This window comes from Neisseria zalophi (genome assembly GCF_008807015.1).
GTDB lineage: Bacteria > Pseudomonadota > Gammaproteobacteria > Burkholderiales > Neisseriaceae > Neisseria > Neisseria zalophi.
The window spans coordinates 2,405,120-2,423,693 of the sequence record NZ_CP031700.1; the positions used below are offsets into that span (position 1 = coordinate 2,405,120).

Sequence of the window (18,574 nt, forward strand, 5' to 3'; positions counted from 1 at the left end):
TTTTCGAAACAGTATGATGTTTTCAGACGGCTGCAACTTGCTCGAAGCCGCCTGAAAAATGCTGTTAGTGCCTTTGCTGTCTTTCCGCCACCAATTGATGCAGCGTTTTTGCAGCAGGCTTTAATGGAATGTGGTTTTGTGTCCAACCTAGTTGCTTGGACGGCGTTAACGCACGGAATTTGGTTGCAGCCCAGCCAAACGCACGATAGGCTTTTTTTCCACCGAAAATACCGTTAAACGTACGCCATGCAAGCTGTTCGCCCATATTGTGCGAAGCTCCCTGCCCTCTTACCGGATGCAATACTTTTTCATCTGGAGAACGCTGCGCTTCTGTACGCAGGCGCATCAACAATTCGGGAATCGGAATGCGCACGGGGCAAACTTCGGCACACGCACCGCATAAAGAAGAAGCGGTCGGCAAGTCTTTTGTCGATTCCAGCCCCATCAGGTGCGGTGAAATAATCTCACCAATCGGCCCCGGATACGTAGTTCCGTATGCTGCCCCGCCGATACGGGTATAAACCGGGCAATGGTTCATACAAGCACCGCAACGGATACATTGCAGAGTTTTGCGCATCTGTTCGTCGGCAAAAGCCTGACTGCGGCCGTTATCCAACAGCACCAAATGCATTTCCTGCGGCCCGTCCAACTCTTCACTACGGCGCGGACCGGTAATCATATTGAAATAAGTGGTAATCGGCTGGCCAATGGCACTGCGTGGCAACAGGCTGTATAGCGGCGGGATATCGGTTAATTTTGCCACCACTTTTTCAATACCGGTAATTGCAATATGTACCGGTGGTACAGTCGTGGTGAGACGGCCGTTGCCTTCGTTTTCAACCAAACACAAGGTACCGGTTTCGGCAACCGCAAAGTTCACGCCACTCAATCCTACGTCGGCCGTACGGTAAATATCACGCAAAGCACGGCGGGCAATGCCTGTCAGCTCATCCACATCATCAGTCAGCGGGGTGTTCAAATTATCGTGAAACAATTCACTGACCTGCTGTTTGGTTTTATGAATAGCAGGCATCACAATATGGGTAGGCTTCTCACCGGCCATTTGAACAATATATTCACCCAAATCGCTTTCTACAGCACGTTTTCCTTGTGCTTCCAAATAATGGTTCAGCTCGATTTCCTCGCTAACCATGGATTTGCCTTTAACCATCAAGCGGCCGTTATGTGCTTCCATAATACCGTCGATAATACGGCAGGCCTCTTCCGGGGTTTCCGCCCAGTGAACATTCACGCCCAACTGTGTTAATTTGCTTTCCAACTGCTCCAATAATTCAGGCAGCCGTGCAAGGGAACGTTGGCGGATATGCTCACATAAAGTACGCAGTGCCTGCAGTTCGTATTCATCCGATAAAACGTTTTTACGCTTGGTCATCAACATATCCATTGCCGTGCGCAAACTTTTACGCAACGGTTTATCAGCTAATGCCCCAACGGAATTTTGTTTAAACGTTTCCGGTTTCGGATGAAAGTGTATGGTTTCTGTGTTCATATTTTTCTTTGTTTGTCTTTATATTTCGCCGTTTTTTTCAGACGGCCCAAACTTTTTATTTGTTTTTTTATTCGTCCAAATCATCCGGACTGATGTGTGGCGGCAAAACGGCCAATACGACCATATCGCGCGGCCCGTGCGCCCCAAATGCCAAAGTTAATTGGATATCGGCTGTTTTTGAGGGGCCGGATACCAACACAAGGTTAGTCGGCATATTGTCCGCCATATTCTCACCCTGCATAGCACTGTAAAAATCATCGTACATCTTGCTTGTATCAAACAGACAGATGTGTACAGGCGGCACCAAGCTCTGACTACGCGGCTGTTTTTCAGACGGCCACAACATTAAAGTGCCCGTATGTGCAATACCGCAGCGAACATCTGTAAACCCTGCGTCAATCTCATTGAAAAACTCATCTTTCCAATGCTCGATTTCACGATCGAATACTTTGAACTCCATATCCGCAAAGCCGAGAGCAGCAGCCGCTTGTTCACCATGTGCCGTCTGAATCGGTAATAAAATATTGCGCAATCCTTTTTCTGCCGCCACTTGCACCAATACGTCCGTCCAATTATCCGGACGCACCCAGTGGATTTCGGTTTTCACACTGCGCATGGCTTTTGCCCAATGCTTCAAACGTTCCGTTTCATTATCCCAATGCGGCGACAACTCACGATAATAAGCGTCGGTATCAGGTTCCGGCATAGGCGTGGCGGCCGCCTGCCGTAATTTGCTTAAAATATTCTCACGGGCGCTCATACTTTGCCTCCCGTACGTTCCAATAGAAATGTTGCAATATGCTTAGGCTTAGGCATATCGGCTTCATCTTTGGCAATCTTGCCACCGATATTCATCATACAGCCCGCATCGGCACTAATAATTTCTACAGCTTCCGTCGCTTTTAACGAAGCCACTTTATCGCTGACCATCGCCCCTGAAATGTCGGGATGCTTCACGGAAAATGTACCGCCGAAGCCGCAGCATTCGCTTTCATGGTCGTGAACGACACGTTCAACGTTTTTCAGTTTATCGACCAAGGCCCAACCGGATAGATGTACATTCATTTCACGGCGTGCCGAACAAGACGTATGCACCGCCACCTTGGCCGGCTCGCCTTTATCTTGAGGTTCGTAGCCGATATCCAGTAAAAAGTGGGTGAATTCGACCACTCTACCGGCAATTTCATTGGCCTGACGCTCGTAAATACTGCCTTTAAACAAAGTTGGCCAGTGGTGCTTCATCATACCCCCACATGATCCGGACGGTACAACCACAGGCCACGGATTCGGAAATAAATCCAGCTGTGCTTTAGCCACTTCAAACGAATCTTTAGGATGCCCTGAGGAAAATGCCGGTTGCCCGCAGCAACTTTGCGCCATCGGAAAATGTACGCGTATGCCTTGCTGTTCGAGTAGGGTTATCGCATCAATACCGGCCTCGGGCATGAAAATATCCAACAGGCAGGTACCGAAAAAATAAACATCGGTTGGTAAAGTAATGGTTGTGTTCATTGTATTTTTGTAATATTTTTGGTTAATTGGTCAGACCAATTTTGTTAAGATAACTTTACTTTACGTAATGACGTGTAGACGGTCAAGTATTGTCAATAAAATAAATTGACTGCATAGCGTATTGATTTTGATTCGACATCAACAATATTACGCCGTATTTTTTTGGCATAAATTTTTCCCCCTTTACCAAAAAGAAAATTCAATAATAAATAAATATTTTAAAAAAGTTATTCTGTTATCAAACATTTCTGTTATTTTTTATACGACAACCATTGGGATATAATTAAAGCATGAATATAAACCAGCACACCACAGCCAATATCAGACTACCCGGAATCGGTATGCAAATCGCTTCTATTTTGGAAGAAAGAATTTTACAAAACGTGTATCCGATTGGTAGCAAATTACCACCCGAGCGGGCATTAGCAGCAGAATTTGATGTTTCCCGCCAGTCTATCCGTTCCGCATTACGTATTTTAGCCGTGCGTGGTATGCTGCACACGCGTCAAGGAGACGGTCATTACGTTTCCGGCGAGGTGGAAAAAAATTTCCACTATGGCTGGGAAGATTTAATTGATGAACATCAGGGCATGGAAAACGAAGTCCTGGATTTCCGTCGCGGCATCGAAGGAATGTTGGCTGCCTTAGCCGCCCAAAGGCGTACTGAATCAGACCTGATAAGAATGCAAATGTGGTTGGATAAATTAAAAGAAGCCTATGCACACAACGACCTTGATCAACAATCAGCAGCAGATGTGGCTTTTCATCAAACTATCGCCGAAGCGGCACACAATATCTTATTTACCCGTCTTTCAGACGGCCTGCTACGCTTACTGACCAGCCAAACCAAACGTAACCTAGGCAATATGTTCGGCGTATCCGATATACACATGCGACTTACTGACCAACATGAAGCCATCTATACAGCTATCCGACAACAAAACGTAGAGGCAGCCATGCAAGCAGCCTATCAACATTTAGATTATGTACAAAGCAGCCTGCTCCTCCAGCGTGAACAACAAGAGCGTGAAGCAGTTTCCCATGCTCTTGCTGCCGGAGATAAATATAAACCCGGCTTTAAATAAGCATAAAACGAAGATAGTCGATATCATCTCAGGCCGTCTGAAAGCTTATTTCAGACGGCCATGCAATTTTCTTTAATACATTTTTACTAAAACACCTCCCTGAAAAGCCGAGTATCCGACTGTATGAAAATGTAAAGATTTTATTTTCAGCCCCTATTTTTATACTAATCGTTTAGAATCAAATCTTTTCAAGAATCAAATTGAAGGCTGTCATTATGACGTTGCAACGCACGATCAACTATACCCTTTCCGCCCTAACCATCGCGGTTTTAGCCGCTTGTTCCTCACAAGAACAACCTGTCGAACCGATTAAACGCGGCGATAGTTCGCATCTTTCTACCCAAGTTGCCGAAACACCCGCCAAAGTTTTATCCGATTACAATTTTTATCAAAGCGCACTGGCCGCAGCCAAACAAAATGACGATATGCTGCCTGCGCAATTCCTTGGACAAACCGCCGATAGCGCGATGGTGGAAAACGTTCGCAACGAATGGCTGAAAAGCTTGGGCAGACGCGGCCAATGGCAACAATTCAACCAACAGTATGCCAAACTCGACAAAGCCGGCCGCGCACAAGAAGTACAATGCTATGCCGAATCCATCGGTAACGGCAGCGGCTTAGCACAAGAACTGGTCAAAGAAATCGGGCGTTTGCCGCAAGGCTGTACCCGCCTTATCGAAAATGCTGCCGCATCAGGCCGTCTGAACAGCAAAGATGCATGGCGTCGCGTACGCGGCTTAATCAGCAACAACCAAATCACCGATGCCCGCAATTTGGCCGCCGCACTCGGCAGCCCCTTTGACGGCGGCGGACAAGGTGCGCAGGAATACAGCCTGATCAATGTGATCGGCAATAAATCCAAAAAACAAACCAGCTCCGCAGGTCAACTAGAAAGCATGGCAGGCGGTCTGACACGCGAACAAATCGGATTTGCATGGGGTGTATTGGGGCATGCGCAAGCACTGCAACAAAATATGTCAACCGCTTTTCAATATTACAGCCGTGCCGATCGCAGCCAACTGAGCGATGAGCAGTTCGAGTGGTATGCACGTTCGGCTTTACGTTTGCAACGTTGGAATGATTTGGCCGATATTATCGAAAGCATGCCCGCCAACTTAAAAAACAGCCCCACTTGGCAATATTGGCTGGCTCGCAGCTATACCACGCAAGGCAACCGTTCTAAAGCACGCGGCCTATATGAAAAAGCCGCCGCTTCCGGCCGCAATTTCTATGCCTTACTTTCTACCGAAGAATTAGGCAAACGGGTCAGCACCCGCAACAATGTCGGCAATGCTTCTAAAAACGAAGTTGCCCGCCTTGCCAAAAACGGCACCATTTCCCGCGCGTTATCTTTGTTTAAAGCCAGCCAAAACAGCGGCGATTGGCAGATGCGCCGGCAGGCACAAGCCGAATGGCGTTATGCTACCCGCGGCGCAAATGAAGATTTATTGCTGACTGCCGCCCAATTGGCTTTCGACAACCAATTCTATGAAATGGCTGTTAACAGTGCGGAACGTACCGACAATAAATTGAACTACAATCTGCGCTATATTTCACCGTTTAAAGACATGACCGTCCGCCGTGCCAACGAAGTCGGTATTGACCCTGCTTGGGTATACGGCTTAATCCGCCAAGAAAGCCGCTTTATGCTCGGTGCCCAATCCAGTGCCGGCGCCCAAGGGCTGATGCAGGTAATGCCGGCTACCGCCCGCGATATTGCCCGCAAAATCGGCATGAGCAGCAGCGAGTTATATACGATGGACGGCAATATCCGTATGGGTACATGGTATATGGCCGACGCCAAACGACGGTTGCAAAATAATGAAGTGATGGCAACGGCAGGCTATAACGCAGGCCCCGGCCGTGCACGCAATTGGCAGGCTTCCGTTCCCCTCGAAGGCGCGATTTATGCCGAGACCATCCCCTTTAATGAAACCCGCGATTATGTGAAAAAAGTAATGACCAATGCCACTTATTACGCCAGCCTGTTTAACGAACCGCAAACCTCGTTAAAACGACGTATGGGCACCGTACCAGGAAGAAATTAAACTGATTGTTTATTTGGTATATCAGGCCGTCTGAAACTTTTCAGACGGCTTTTTCAATACATTCAAATAAAATATTGTGATACCGCTAATATTCGAACAACCCTCTTTTGAAGGCCGTCTGAATCACATTCGGCATATTCGAAATATCATTTATTTTTACTGTACAGTGCTACAATAATCCAAATATTCCCCTGATTACATTAATTATTGTCTTCACCGGAAAAAAGGATATCGATATGTTAGGCGCTGCGATTGGTGATATTGTCGGTTCCCGTTTCGAAACCGCCAATCATAAAAGTACGGACTTCACACTATTTACCCCCGAATGTAACTTTACCGACGATACCGTCTGCACCGTTGCGGTTGCCGAGTGGGTATTGTCGGGCTGTAAAACCAATCTTGCCGAAATCATGCAAAAGTGGTGTCGCCGTTATCCGAATCCTGCCGGAAAATATGGTGAATCGTTTAACCATTGGATTTGGCAGGATCATCCGCAACCTTATAATAGTTGGGGAAATGGTTCTGCCATGCGGGTATCGGCTGTCGGCTGGATGTTTGACACACTGGAAGCGACGCTTGCCTATGCACGGGCTTCCGCAGAAATCACCCATAACCACCCCGAAGGTATTAAGGGTGCACAAGCTATAGCGGCAGCCATTTTTTGGGCACGGTCAGGCTACGATAAAGAATGTATTCGGGAAAAAATCATACGCTCTTTCGGTTATGCTTTAAATTTTACTTGCGATGAAATACGGCCGTCTTATACGTTTCACTCAAGCAGCGCCGAATCGGTGCCTCAAGCATTAACGGCTTTTTTAGAAAGTGACGGCTTCGAACATGCCATCCGTTTGGCTGTTTCTTTAGGCGGCGACAGCGATACTCTTGCCGCGATTGCCGGCAGCATTGCCGAAGCCTTTTATTACCCTATTCCCCAACCCATCCGACAGCAGGCATTAACGATACTACCAACAGATATGGCTGATATTTTATGCTCCATTCCAAGCACCTCTCTTTTTTGAAACAAAGCGTTCAAATAAAAATAGCAAGTAAACCTAGGCTAAAAATATGACGCACTTTAAAGCCGTTCATTATTAAAATCAGAGAGAATTATCAAAACGACAATAAAATTGAAATATTACGGTATATTTAACAATAAAATGATTGGCAAAAAGCAGTTTGAAATAATAACAATATAAATATATTATATTTAATAAGTTTTTATTTTTAATCAATATTTGTGCAGTATAACAATTCAAATGATAGACATATTACACTTTGATTATTGACAATCACTTTACAATTGTTATGATATAACATTCGATATTTAAATAATATAATGAATCATAATGGCAAATCAAAAAACTTATTGGGCATTTCTGCTTCCTATTTCATCCGTAGCTTTGGCAAATCCATCGGAAACAGCAGTACAAACGGTGGAAATGGATGCCATTTCCGTTCAAGCCAGGCGTTATCCCAACCGTGTCGGCGGGCAACAAATATGGAATCGGCAAAAATTAGCCGATTATCCTAAAAGTAATAGTACAATCAACGACTTATTAAGAACCACACCCGGTGTACAATTTTCCAAAACAGAAGGAACCGCCGACAGTGCCGGTGAAGTCGCGCCACCCAATATTTCTTTTCATGGTGAGAAATTCTATAACAATCAATTTACTATCGATGGCGTAGGCAACAACAGCAATTTTAATCCGGCACACAATGGCTCGGATACCCAGCTTGATGCCGATACCATTAATTCTCACACGACCGGCGAATTACCTGCCGGACACCCACAGGCTTTTTGGGTCAGCCCTTCATTATTAGAACGCTTATCGGTTTATGACAGCAATGTTCCCGCCAAATACGGCCGCTTTACCGGCGGCGTGGTCGATGGAAACCTAATCAAAGCCGACAAAACCCAAGCATCGGGAAGTTTGTCGTACCGGACATCCCGAGATCAGTGGACGCATTACTATATTGATCCGCTTTATGCCGACGAATACCGTGCCGGACAATCGCCCGACACACAACCCAAATTCAGGAAACATGAAGCCAACCTGATAGTGAACCAACCAATCGGCCAAGACTCTGCGGTTTTATTTGCCTATAACCGCCAGCAGTCATCCATTCCGCTTTACCATCAGCATCTGAACCAACAGACCAAACAAAAGCGCTTGGCTGAAACGTTTTTATTGAAAGGCACACACTACCTCAATGAAAACAATGTTTTATCTGCCACCGCCATGTATTCCCCCCACTCCGCCACTTATTATCCGGCAAACTATAAAGACGGGCGGTTTACCAACAGCGGCGGCGGTTGGCGTGTTGACTTAGACTGGGAACACGATGCCGATTTTGGCAAAATGTACAGTAAGCTGAGCTATCGGCGTACCGAAGAAAAAACGGCATACGATCACGACAACCTTTATCGTTACCGCGACAATACGCCATCCATCAATTGGACGACACACCCCGAAGTGGAAGAAGCCGCACGAGGCGGCATCGGCACCAGCCGCTCTTTCGGCAATCATTGGAATATCCAACAAAATTTTGAATTCAATACGTTAAACTGGGGCGAATCCAACCACACCCTCAACGCAGGTTGGGAAGCCGAATATGCAGACCAAGGCTTTGAGCGGAAGAAACCCACTATTATATACAGTGGCGCTATGCATACCGACCGCCAAGATTGTACCGACTGCATTCCGGGCGAACAGTTTTTTACCGGCTACGCATACAATTACCCTGCTCACATCAAGGTCGGCACCCACAATCTTGCCCTATACCTAGAAGACCAAATCGAAACCGAAAACTGGCTGTTAAGACCCGGTATCCGGTTGGACTATAACGGTTTTCTCAAAAATACCGATATTGCACCCCGATTCGCCTTCCAATATCACCTGCCCATTAAAGCGGCTGACCTGCACCTGATCGGTGGTGCCAACCGTTATTATGGCAGCGAGATGTTGACCTATAAATTACGCAGCGCCTATGTTTTCCAAAGGAATTTCGACCGTTTCGATATCGATGATCCGTGGACATCACGCGAATTGGCCGAACCCCGCTACGACACCAGCGAACTCAAAACCCCATATAGCGACGAACTCAATCTCGGTATCCGTCAATATATCGGCAATAGCCAATGGCAGCTTAAATGGGTGCGCCGTAAAAGTAGAAATCAATTTCTCACCCAAGAGCGTATTGGCGACAATGGCCTGACCTACCGTGTTTTAAGCAATACCGGACGTGCTGATAATGATACTTTCAGCTTCAATGCCGGCCTAAACCGCCCTTGGCAATTGGGTGCGGTAGAGCTGGATTGGCAAGTCGGCGCCGAATACAACAAACGCCGCTCGAATCAAATCGGCACTTTCCAAAATTATGATTGGGACGAGTGGAATGTTAAAAAAGTGATGGTTGACGGCACTTTGAAAAACCCCGACCAACTACCTGCTATGGACTTTAACCAACCGTGGACAGCTTTTCTCGAAACCCGGTTGACCATACCGAAATGGCATTTCAAATGGCTGCAACGCCTGCGCTATTCCGCCCCGCATGCTGAATACATTCAAGAAAATATCCGCTGCACCCCCGACAGAGCCAACCTTTGCCAAGGCTATGTCGGCAATCTGAGTAAGTTTGATCGGATTCGCTACAACAGATCTTTATTGGCCGACTGGCATTTCTCATGGGAAAAGCCAATCACAAAAACACAAAAGCTTGAATTAAATTTTGATATATTGAATGTATTCAACCGTAAAATTGTCGGCAAGAAAGTATATACACCCGAATGGCAAGAGAAAAAACGTGATCTCTCTTATAAAATAGGCCGTCAGTTCTGGTTTGGTGCCAAATACTCTTGGTAATACATCCATCTTAAAGGCCGTCTGAAAACTTTTCAGACGGCCTTTCAAACATTTCATTCAACAAACGGATATTTTCAGATAAGATTACGTTTGCTTGAAAATCGAAAAAAACAAGGATAATAACAATATGGATGATAATAAACAGAAACTACAGCAAGGTCTGAGCAAACTGGGCCTCACGCTTTCTACTGTACAACAACTGCTTCTGCTCGAATATGTTGCCCTATTAAAAAAATGGAACAGCACTTATAACCTAACCGCCCTGCGCGACGAATCCACCATGATCAGCCATCATGTGTTAGACAGCCTCACACTATTGCCCTATATCGAAGGCACGAAAACATTAATGGATGTCGGCTCGGGCGGCGGTATGCCGGGGATTCCCACCGCCATCTGCCGACCGGATTTGCAAATCACTTTATTAGACTCCAATACCAAAAAAACCTCTTTTTTACAGCAGGCCGTGATTGAATTGGGCTTAACTAATGTTACCGTTACCGGCGGACGGGTAGAAGCGATGCACGATAAAAAAGTAGATGTTGTCACCAGCCGCGCCTTTGCCGAACTGGCCGACTTTATTACTTTAACCAAGCACCTACTCAACGAAAACGGCTACTGGGCAGCCATGAAAGGCGTTTATCCTTATGAAGAGCTGGAACATGTACCCGATTGGGTTGAAGTGGTGAAAGTGGAAAAAATCGAAGTACCTATGTTGGCAGCCGAACGGCATATGGTGATTATGAAACCGAAGTCATAAAAAGAATGAATACCTTATCCTAAAGGCCGTCTGAAAAATTTCAGACGGCCTTTTATCATCTTGTAAATAAAGCGTTTCATTACTATGTACGATGACCGATCGCAACAAACTTTTCCTGATTCGCCAACACATATTCAACAGCGGCAGCCAAGTCTTCATCAGCAGCTTCGTAGTAATCACCATCTGCCTCTTCAAAAACATCAAACTGCGCTCGGATTTCATCCAACGGCTTATCTTGTTCGGCTAATTTTTCGATGACTTCACCATACTTAAGATAAAGGGCTTTTACTTTATCTATCACCTTTGGGGTCGGTTTGATACGCCAGCGGCGCAAACTGTCTGCCACGGGGTTCATAAAAATATATTCGCCATAGCCTGCGGCAATCAGCTGCAAAAATCCGCCTTCCTGCACTTGGCTGTCGAGATAGCAATACGCCAGCAGGGTATGCTGTTCGTCATTGAGTGCATCCATCCCGTGCACTTCGCTGTATTCGATATAAGCCGCTGCCAAAGTATAAAGAAACTCGGCAGGGTTTTGTGGATCCAAGCTGTTTAAATCAATTATCTGTTCAGCCATACAAACCTATACTTCGATACGGTTGGGGGTAAATGTTTCCCATTTGTTGCATGCCGGACAATGCCAGAAAAACACTTGCGATTTAAAATGGCAGTTGCGGCAACGGTACATCACCGATTTTTGCAATTGCCGCCCGATAACCGAACGCATCATATCGGCATCGGCTTTCCATTCGGGGTTCAGTTCGCTCAATTGCAAACCAAGCAAACGGTATACACCGCTTAAATCGGGCTTCTGGCGCACCAACTCAACGGCCGTTTGCGCCGCTTGGCTTTCTCCTTCCAACAACAAGGATTTTTCATAAATCACATTGATTAAATCCAGCTGGGGAAAGGTTTTCATATAACCAATTAAAATATTCAAACCTTCACGCGGTTTGCCCAAAGCATCATAGGCATCATACAAACGCTCACCGACCATGCTCAGATATTCGTGGTTTTGCTTTTCGATGGCGGTATAGGCATCAATGGCAGCACCGAAATTACCCTGCTTCTGTTCGATATCGCCCAAAATCATATTGGCACGGGTACATTTTTTATTGATATCCAACGCCTTATGCGCATATCCGCATGCCGCTTCAAAATCTGAACGAAACAGGGCGGCCTGCGCCAGTTCGCAATAGAATTGCGCGGTTTCAAACTGATAAGTACGTTCATCATGGCTCAACAATTGTGCCATTTCAATGGCTTTTTCCCAATCGCGGTCTTGTTGGTAAATGCCCAATAAAACCTGCCGTGCTTCTTTGGCCATATTGCCGTTTTGCAAATTCAAAAAAATCTGCTCGGCACGGTCTACCAATCCGGCACTTTGATAATTCTGCCCCAATTCAAACAATACCCGCTCGCGCTTATCGCCCACGGTATCGGGCGAATCAAGCAAAGCCTGATGCATGTGGATAGCCTTATCATTCTCACCGCGCTGGCGATACAACTTACCCAAAGTCAGATTCAAATCATAAGATTGCGGCTGTTGGTCGATCACTTCTGCCAATTCCCGGGCGGCTTTGCCGGTTTTTCTATCCACTAAGGCATCAAGGCTTTTATAAAAACCGCTGGGCACAGATTTGGCCTGCTTCAACACGGTTTTCATATCCACCCGCGCAGCAAACCAACCCATAGCAAAAAATACCGGTAATAAGATAATCGGCAACAGCAACATCCAGATTTCGGTTTCCATGCAGACTTATTCCTTGTGTTCGGTCGGCATGGTCGTGTTGGCGGCAGGATTGTGCGGCACCAATAAATCCTGTTCGGTCAGGCGGGCAGTTTTTTTCACTTCAGCACGCAAACGGGTATTTTCACCGCGCAGCGTCAGCAAACGGCCGAATAATGCGAATACACCGAAAATTGCGCCCACCAAAAATGCGCCGAATAAAACGACGATTAAAGGTGTGTTGATGCCTTGTGCCGGTAAATAGAAAAATTCTACCTGTTGGGTATTGCTGATAGCCAGCAATAAAAAAATCAATAAAATAAGTAATTTGATAATGCCGGAAATAATTTTCATCAAATTCTCCGATTCTTTATTCTCTAAAAGTTAGCGGCCGGATACCCGTCAGCGGCATCCGATTAATTTAACAGTTTAAACGATTTAACTGTTTTCGTGTATATATGCATGGCTTCCCCCGATGTGTCGGATACTCTGCCTCAAGCCCGAAACTTATCGGCCAATATAAGCCATACAATAAAGTACACCTTTAAAATCATTAAATTACCATACCAAAACACTGGAATTTCATGCTTGATATACATACCCTATCGCTTTGTTTATCCGGCTTTAGGCCGTCTGAAATAAATCTTTTCAGACGGCCTCCATACTTCATTGATACAATATCGCTTTTCGTTTTCTTAAAACTGCCGCAATGCGGTTTGATTGTTGATTATGGCGCAAAACCCTTCTAAAAAAACTTGGCTTTCGGCCATAGGCGCTTATGGCGACCGCCGTGCCATCACGTTATTCTTTCTCGGCTTTTCCGCCGGCATTCCGATTCTGTTGATTTTTTCCAGCCTGTCATTGTGGCTGCGCGAAGCCGGTGTCGACCGCAGTACCGTCACCATGTTCAGTTGGGCAGCATTGGCCTATTCGTTTAAATTCGTGTGGGCGCCGCTGATCGACTCGCTACCACTGCCCCTACTCACACGGGTATTGGGCAAACGGCGCGGCTGGCTGCTATGGTCTCAGTTAGCGGTGATTGCAGCTATTTGCTGTATGGCGTTGGTTGACCCTGTTAACGATACCGCGTTGGCCTATATGGCCGCAGGGGCGGTATTACTAGGCTTCTCTTCCGCCACACAAGATGTGGTGATTGATGCTTACCGTATTGAAGCGGCCGCCGATAATGTGGCGATGCAGTCGGTTACTGCCGCTACTTACAATGCCGGCTATCGGTTGGGCATGATTGTTGCCGGTGCCGGTGCGCTGTTTTTGGCCGCTATGCTCGGTTCGCACGAACAAGCTTATGAATATCTGGCTTGGCGGCAAACTTATTTCATTATGGCGGGGGTTATGGGTATCGGCGTGCTGACTACGCTGTTGATGCGCGAACCGCCGGTATCCGATATACGGAATATATCGCGCCCGACTGCCGACAATCTGCGGTTAGTGTTTCTGTTTGTCGTCTCTGTGGGCGGTTTTGTAGCGGTATTTGCACAAGTAGGCCGTATGCTGCCGGAAACGGCAAGCCCGATATCGGGGCTTTTATGGGAAGCACTACGATTGCTTTCTGCTGTCGCCGCCGCCGCACTGATTGGCAGCGGTATTGTGAAAAGCGGTTTGGTACCGAAACAATTGGCTGTTGATACTTGGATTCATCCGATTACCGATTTTTTCAAGCGCTACGGCGAATCTGCCCTATTACTGCTCGCACTCATCGGCGTTTACCGTATTTCGGATATTGTTGCCGGGGTGATTTCCAATGTGTTTTATCAGGATATGGGATTTAGCAAAGAAGAAATTGCCGCCGCCGTGAAAACATTCGGCGTGGTGATGGCGGTTGCCGGCGGTTTTTTAGGCGGCCTGCTGTCGCAAAGATTCGCGCTGATGAAAATGATGATGGCCGGAGCGGTATTGGCTTCAATCACCAATCTGCTGTTTGTCGTGTTAGCCTATCGCGGCCATGATGTCGCCTTTATGTATTTGGCAGTCGGTTTCGACAATCTCGCTTCCGGTTTGGCCGGCGCGGTCTTTATTGCGTTTTTATCGGCTTTAACCAATATTCGTTTTACCGCCGTTCAATATGCTATTTTCAGTTCGCTGATGACATTGCTGCCCAAAACATTAGGCGGTTATTCGGGCGCGATGGTCGATAAAATCGGCTATCCCGGCTTTTTCACCCTAACCACCCTGCTCGGCGTACCCGTGCTGATCTTGGTATATTGGGCGGAAAAACGGTTGTTTGGAAAAACACCCGCCGAAGCCGGTAGAGAAAAACCATAAAAACCCAAAATATATTGAAACAGGCCGTCTGAAAAAACATTTCAGACGGCCTGTTTGGTTTTATAATGTTAAGCTTCGGTAACAAACTCACGCGAATAGGTTTTTTCGCAATAATGGCATTTTAATTTGGTTTGTCCGCCGGCACTTTTCACATAAAAACGGCTTTTCACCGGTTCGCCATGGCTGGCGCAATTCGGATTCGGACAGCGGAATACTTCGCTAATGGTATCCGGCAAGCGCAAATGACGTTTTTCGACCACTTTAAATTGCTCAATCACATTCACGGTGGCTTCCGGCGCAAACAGTGCCAAACGGTTGGATGCCTGTTCGTCTAAATGAATACCGGAAATTTTAATAATGTCTTTGCTGCCGTGGCTGCGGCTCGGCAGGTTAAAACCTACGGTAACGGCATTACCCGGGTGCAGCAGTTTGAACTGTCTGAGAATTGCCAAGCCCTGCCCCGCAGGAATATGGTCGATAACGGTGCCGCTTTCAATGGCTTCTACGCTGTATTGTTTTTTTTCCATGATTCTGCCCTTTTCACTCTCAAACTTCTTCATTCAAAATCAGCGATAAAATCGCCATGCGCGCATAAACGCCGTTGGTGGCCTGCTGGAAATAATAGGCATAAGGCGTGCTGTCGACATCGGGGTGTATTTCGTCCACTCTCGGCAACGGATGCAAAATACGCAGATTGTCTTTGGCATTACCCAACATCGATGCGTGCAGATTAAATTTACCTTGTATTTTGGCAAATTCCTGTTCATCAAAACGCTCACGCTGAACACGGGTCATATACAGAATATCGGCCCACTCAATCGCCTCTTCCAATGACGACATCACCTGATAACGGCAACCGGCCTCATCCAACTCTTCGGTAATATAAGTAGGCATAGCCAAGCTCGGCGGGGACACAAAAGCAAATTCGCAATGCCAGCGTTTTAAGGCTTGAGCAAGCGAATGGACAGTGCGTCCGTATTTCAAATCGCCGCACATGGCAATTTTCAGGTTTGACAATGTTCCCTGCGTTTCATAAATGGTGACCAAATCCAATAAGGTCTGGCTGGGGTGTTGATTGGTGCCGTCGCCCGCATTAATTACCGGCACGCTGGAAAACTCGGCCAACACCCTTGCGGCACCGTCTTTAGGATGGCGTTGGATAATGGCATCGGTGTAGCTGGAAATAATACGGGCGGTATCGGCTAATGTTTCCCCTTTTTTCGCACTGGTACTGGCACCGTCGGAAAAACCGATCACTTTACCGCCCAACCGTTGTACGGCCGTTTCAAAAGACAAACGGGTTCGGGTTGAAGGCTCGAAAAAACACGACCCGATCAAACGCCCTGCCAATAAATCGCTACGCGGGCGGGCTTTCAAATCCAACGCAGTATGTAGCAATAATTCCAATTGTGGTGTGGTCAGGTCGGAGATGGAAATGACATTCTGACGGTAAAGCGGATTAGGCATGATATTCCCTTATTCCATAAAAAAGCCCGTTCAAATACGGGCGGGATATTCAGAAAACAACAAAACCGCTGCAACATGCAGCACGGCAAAAATAACGGTGCACAAATAATATAGGCATAGCGGTTTGGCAAACAGAAATTTTATCGAATTATCGCATAAACAAGAGGCCGTCTGAAAGTATTGTTTCAGACGGCCTCTTTTATACGGATGCGGAATAATTGTTTATCGGCCTATGCGCGTATGAGAGGTTTCCACACCGCCTTTGATTTCACCATAAATCTCGGTGCCACCCGAACCGGACTGCGATGCACAAGCGGCCAATAATAAAACCACCAATAGGGGATAAAGTTTACTCATACTACCTCTCTAGTCTAAATAATCGATAAAATGAAACGCATCAATTTCAAAACCGTTTTCTAAATATAAACGGTGTGCCGGCGTACAGGTACTGCCAACATTCGATTTAACATGAATTTCACTAATACCCGATTCTTTGGCAATGTTTTTCACTTCCGCCAACAAGCGAGCAGCATAGCCTTTAGAACGACCCTGCGGTATCGTCACAATATCATCAATATGAATATGACGGCCACCGGCTAAGTTGGTTTGTTCGCGGAAACCGCATACAGCGACTGCGTTGGCTTTACCCTCTTCAAAAATACCCAGTAAGCGATAACCCTGAGGGCGTTGTTGTTGATTGATCTGCTCAACAAAACGAGCCATATCTTTAATAGATGTCCGCAAAATACTCAATGCGGCAAAAGCCACTTCTGTTTCTTGCGCACCGATTTCACGGAGCAGGGTACTTGCGACCAACACTTCTGCTTCAGGTTGCTGAGCATCTTTAACCTCAACAACCGGCGAGGCTTCCGCCAAAGGAGATACCGGCTCTGTTTTTGCAACCTCGGTTTTTTCTTCCTGCTCGGCCAATAAAGTGTTGCAATCCAATACGCGCAAATCATTATCGGCAGCAAAATCCATCAAAAACCGAAACATCGGCGGATTGATATTTTCCAACTGCCTATCAATCGCAACACAACGGACTTTATCAATCAATACAGGGCGGACAAACTCATCATAAGAAAGCCGGTGGCCTTTATCAAAAGAAGACAAAATACCGGACAACCGCTCCGCCCAGTCGCTTGGTCGGAATACTTTACCGTTGCCGGTTGTACCGTGAATAATAATTTCGTGCGGATTACAAACTAACATGGACGGCTCTCCAAAGTGGTGGCTTTTTGTCAAAACAAATAGAATTATACCCGAGAGCCGCATCCACCCAAAAATATTATTTCAGACGGCTTTATCCGCCACACATTTACTTTGTTATATTCAAACCGCTCAAACAATCCTCGCCTTCAGCATATCATGCATATTCAATGCACCCAAAAGCAGGCCGTTTTCATCTACCACCAACAAACCGTTGATATGGCTCTGTTGCATTTGTTTTAAAGCTTCGGTAGCCAGTTTGTCTGCCGCAATGGTTTTTGGGGAAACGTGCATAATATCGTCTACTTTAAATCCACCGAAATGATCATGCTGTTGAAACAAGCGGCGCAAGTCACCATCGGTAAAAATACCTTTCAGACGGCCTTTTTCATCCACAACCGCCAACATACCCAAACCTTTTTCACTCATGCGGATAATGGCATCTTTTAATAAAGTACCGCTCACCACCGCCGGTAGATCTTCGCCGCTGTGCATAATATCGGCCACGCGCAGCAACAAACGTTTGCCCAAACTACCTGCCGGATGGCTTAAAGCAAAATCATCCGGAGTAAATTGCTTCGCTTTCAACAATACAACTGCTAACGCATCCCCCAAAGCCATCACCGCAGTCGTGCTGGAAGTCGGCGCCAGACCAAGCGGACAAGCCTCATGCGCAACCGCAGCAGTGATATGAATATCCGCATGTCGCGCCATGGTTGAATGAGGTTTTGCCGTGATGCTGATAAAGGTAATACTTTTACGCTTCAACGCCGGAATAATAGCTGTGATTTCGTCACTTTCCCCTGAATTGGAAATTGCCATCACCACATCACCATCGACAATCATGCCCAAATCGCCATGGGCCGCTTCGGCAGGATGTACGAAAAATGCAGGGGTACCGGTAGAAGCCAAAGTAGCCGCAATTTTACGGCCGATATGCCCCGATTTTCCCATACCCATTACCACAACACGCCCGTTGCAATGCAAAATAGCTTCGGCCGCTTGAGTAAAATCACCATTTAATGTAGCAGAAATTTCCTTCAGACTTTCCGCCTCAATCCGTAAAACCTCTTTGGCCCAATCTAAATATTGTTCTTTATCAGACATA

Annotated in this window: 17 protein-coding genes; 6 read left to right on the forward strand and 11 right to left on the reverse strand. The window is 46.4% G+C overall.

Annotation, left to right across the window (positions count from 1 at the left end; translation table 11 throughout):
• Positions 1-64 precede the first annotated feature (64 nt).
• From D0T92_RS11230 to D0T92_RS11240, 3 genes are all read right to left on the reverse strand, one after another.
• Positions 65-1,510 (reverse strand): LutB/LldF family L-lactate oxidation iron-sulfur protein, encoded by a 1,446-nt coding sequence (locus tag D0T92_RS11230; protein ID WP_151052898.1) that lies wholly within the window; start codon positions 1,508-1,510, stop codon positions 65-67.
• A 67-nt stretch (positions 1,511-1,577) separates the two neighbouring features.
• On the reverse strand, positions 1,578-2,270 hold the full coding sequence (locus tag D0T92_RS11235) for a LutC/YkgG family protein (protein WP_151052899.1): 693 nt from the start codon (positions 2,268-2,270) through the stop codon (positions 1,578-1,580).
• The gene (locus tag D0T92_RS11240; RefSeq protein ID WP_151052900.1) at positions 2,267-3,022 is read right to left on the reverse strand and encodes a (Fe-S)-binding protein; all 756 of its coding nucleotides are present in this window, start codon (positions 3,020-3,022) and stop codon (positions 2,267-2,269) included. Before D0T92_RS11240 ends, D0T92_RS11235 begins: the two co-directional genes overlap by 4 nt.
• A gap of 290 nt (positions 3,023-3,312) precedes the next feature.
• Between D0T92_RS11240 and D0T92_RS11245 the strand changes: the two genes are divergently transcribed.
• From D0T92_RS11245 to rsmG, 5 genes are all read left to right on the forward strand, one after another.
• Positions 3,313-4,107 (forward strand): FadR/GntR family transcriptional regulator, encoded by a 795-nt coding sequence (locus tag D0T92_RS11245; RefSeq protein WP_151052901.1) that lies wholly within the window; start codon positions 3,313-3,315, stop codon positions 4,105-4,107.
• Between the two features lie 215 nt (positions 4,108-4,322).
• Positions 4,323-6,155: a lytic transglycosylase domain-containing protein gene (locus D0T92_RS11250; RefSeq protein WP_151052902.1), complete on the forward strand. Its 1,833-nt coding sequence runs from the start codon at positions 4,323-4,325 to the stop codon at positions 6,153-6,155.
• A 236-nt stretch (positions 6,156-6,391) separates the two neighbouring features.
• Positions 6,392-7,174 carry an ADP-ribosylglycohydrolase family protein gene (locus D0T92_RS11255; protein ID WP_151052903.1) on the forward strand — a complete coding sequence of 261 codons (783 nt, stop codon included), beginning with the start codon at positions 6,392-6,394 and terminating at the stop codon, positions 7,172-7,174.
• Between the two features lie 327 nt (positions 7,175-7,501).
• Positions 7,502-10,021: a TonB-dependent receptor plug domain-containing protein gene (locus tag D0T92_RS11260; protein ID WP_151052904.1), complete on the forward strand. Its 2,520-nt coding sequence runs from the start codon at positions 7,502-7,504 to the stop codon at positions 10,019-10,021.
• Positions 10,022-10,148: 127 nt separating this feature from the next.
• On the forward strand, positions 10,149-10,778 hold the full coding sequence (gene rsmG, locus D0T92_RS11265) for a 16S rRNA (guanine(527)-N(7))-methyltransferase RsmG (protein ID WP_151052905.1): 630 nt from the start codon (positions 10,149-10,151) through the stop codon (positions 10,776-10,778).
• 82 nt (positions 10,779-10,860) lie between these two features.
• Here the strand turns inward: rsmG and D0T92_RS11270 are convergent, their stop codons facing one another.
• From D0T92_RS11270 to D0T92_RS11280, 3 genes are read right to left on the reverse strand one after another with little or no spacing between them, the layout of a single operon-like run.
• Positions 10,861-11,355: a DMP19 family protein gene (locus D0T92_RS11270; RefSeq protein ID WP_151052906.1), complete on the reverse strand. Its 495-nt coding sequence runs from the start codon at positions 11,353-11,355 to the stop codon at positions 10,861-10,863.
• 6 nt (positions 11,356-11,361) lie between these two features.
• Positions 11,362-12,531: a lipopolysaccharide assembly protein LapB gene (gene lapB / locus D0T92_RS11275; RefSeq protein ID WP_151052907.1), complete on the reverse strand. Its 1,170-nt coding sequence runs from the start codon at positions 12,529-12,531 to the stop codon at positions 11,362-11,364.
• A gap of 6 nt (positions 12,532-12,537) precedes the next feature.
• Positions 12,538-12,861 (reverse strand): LapA family protein, encoded by a 324-nt coding sequence (locus D0T92_RS11280; RefSeq protein ID WP_151052908.1) that lies wholly within the window; start codon positions 12,859-12,861, stop codon positions 12,538-12,540.
• Positions 12,862-13,236: 375 nt separating this feature from the next.
• Between D0T92_RS11280 and D0T92_RS11285 the strand changes: the two genes are divergently transcribed.
• Positions 13,237-14,790, forward strand: a complete 1,554-nt coding sequence (locus tag D0T92_RS11285) for an AmpG family muropeptide MFS transporter (RefSeq protein WP_151052909.1) — start codon at positions 13,237-13,239, stop codon at positions 14,788-14,790.
• Between the two features lie 68 nt (positions 14,791-14,858).
• Here the strand turns inward: D0T92_RS11285 and pyrI are convergent, their stop codons facing one another.
• The 5 genes from pyrI to D0T92_RS11305 all read right to left on the reverse strand — a co-directional run bounded on the left by pyrI (position 14,859) and on the right by D0T92_RS11305 (position 18,573).
• Complete coding sequence (gene pyrI / locus D0T92_RS11290) at positions 14,859-15,317, reverse strand: aspartate carbamoyltransferase regulatory subunit (protein ID WP_151052910.1); 459 nt, start codon at positions 15,315-15,317, stop codon at positions 14,859-14,861.
• Between the two features lie 19 nt (positions 15,318-15,336).
• Positions 15,337-16,257 carry an aspartate carbamoyltransferase gene (gene pyrB / locus D0T92_RS11295; protein ID WP_151052911.1) on the reverse strand — a complete coding sequence of 307 codons (921 nt, stop codon included), beginning with the start codon at positions 16,255-16,257 and terminating at the stop codon, positions 15,337-15,339.
• A gap of 222 nt (positions 16,258-16,479) precedes the next feature.
• Entirely contained in the window at positions 16,480-16,614 is a 135-nt protein-coding gene (locus D0T92_RS11740) for a hypothetical protein (RefSeq protein ID WP_263641687.1), read from the reverse strand.
• A 9-nt stretch (positions 16,615-16,623) separates the two neighbouring features.
• Positions 16,624-17,469, reverse strand: coding sequence for a GNAT family N-acetyltransferase (locus D0T92_RS11300; protein WP_151052912.1), 846 nt, complete (start codon positions 17,467-17,469; stop codon positions 16,624-16,626).
• Positions 17,470-17,598: 129 nt separating this feature from the next.
• Positions 17,599-18,573, reverse strand: coding sequence for a KpsF/GutQ family sugar-phosphate isomerase (locus tag D0T92_RS11305; RefSeq protein WP_151052913.1), 975 nt, complete (start codon positions 18,571-18,573; stop codon positions 17,599-17,601).
• Between the last annotated feature and the right edge of the window lies 1 nt (position 18,574).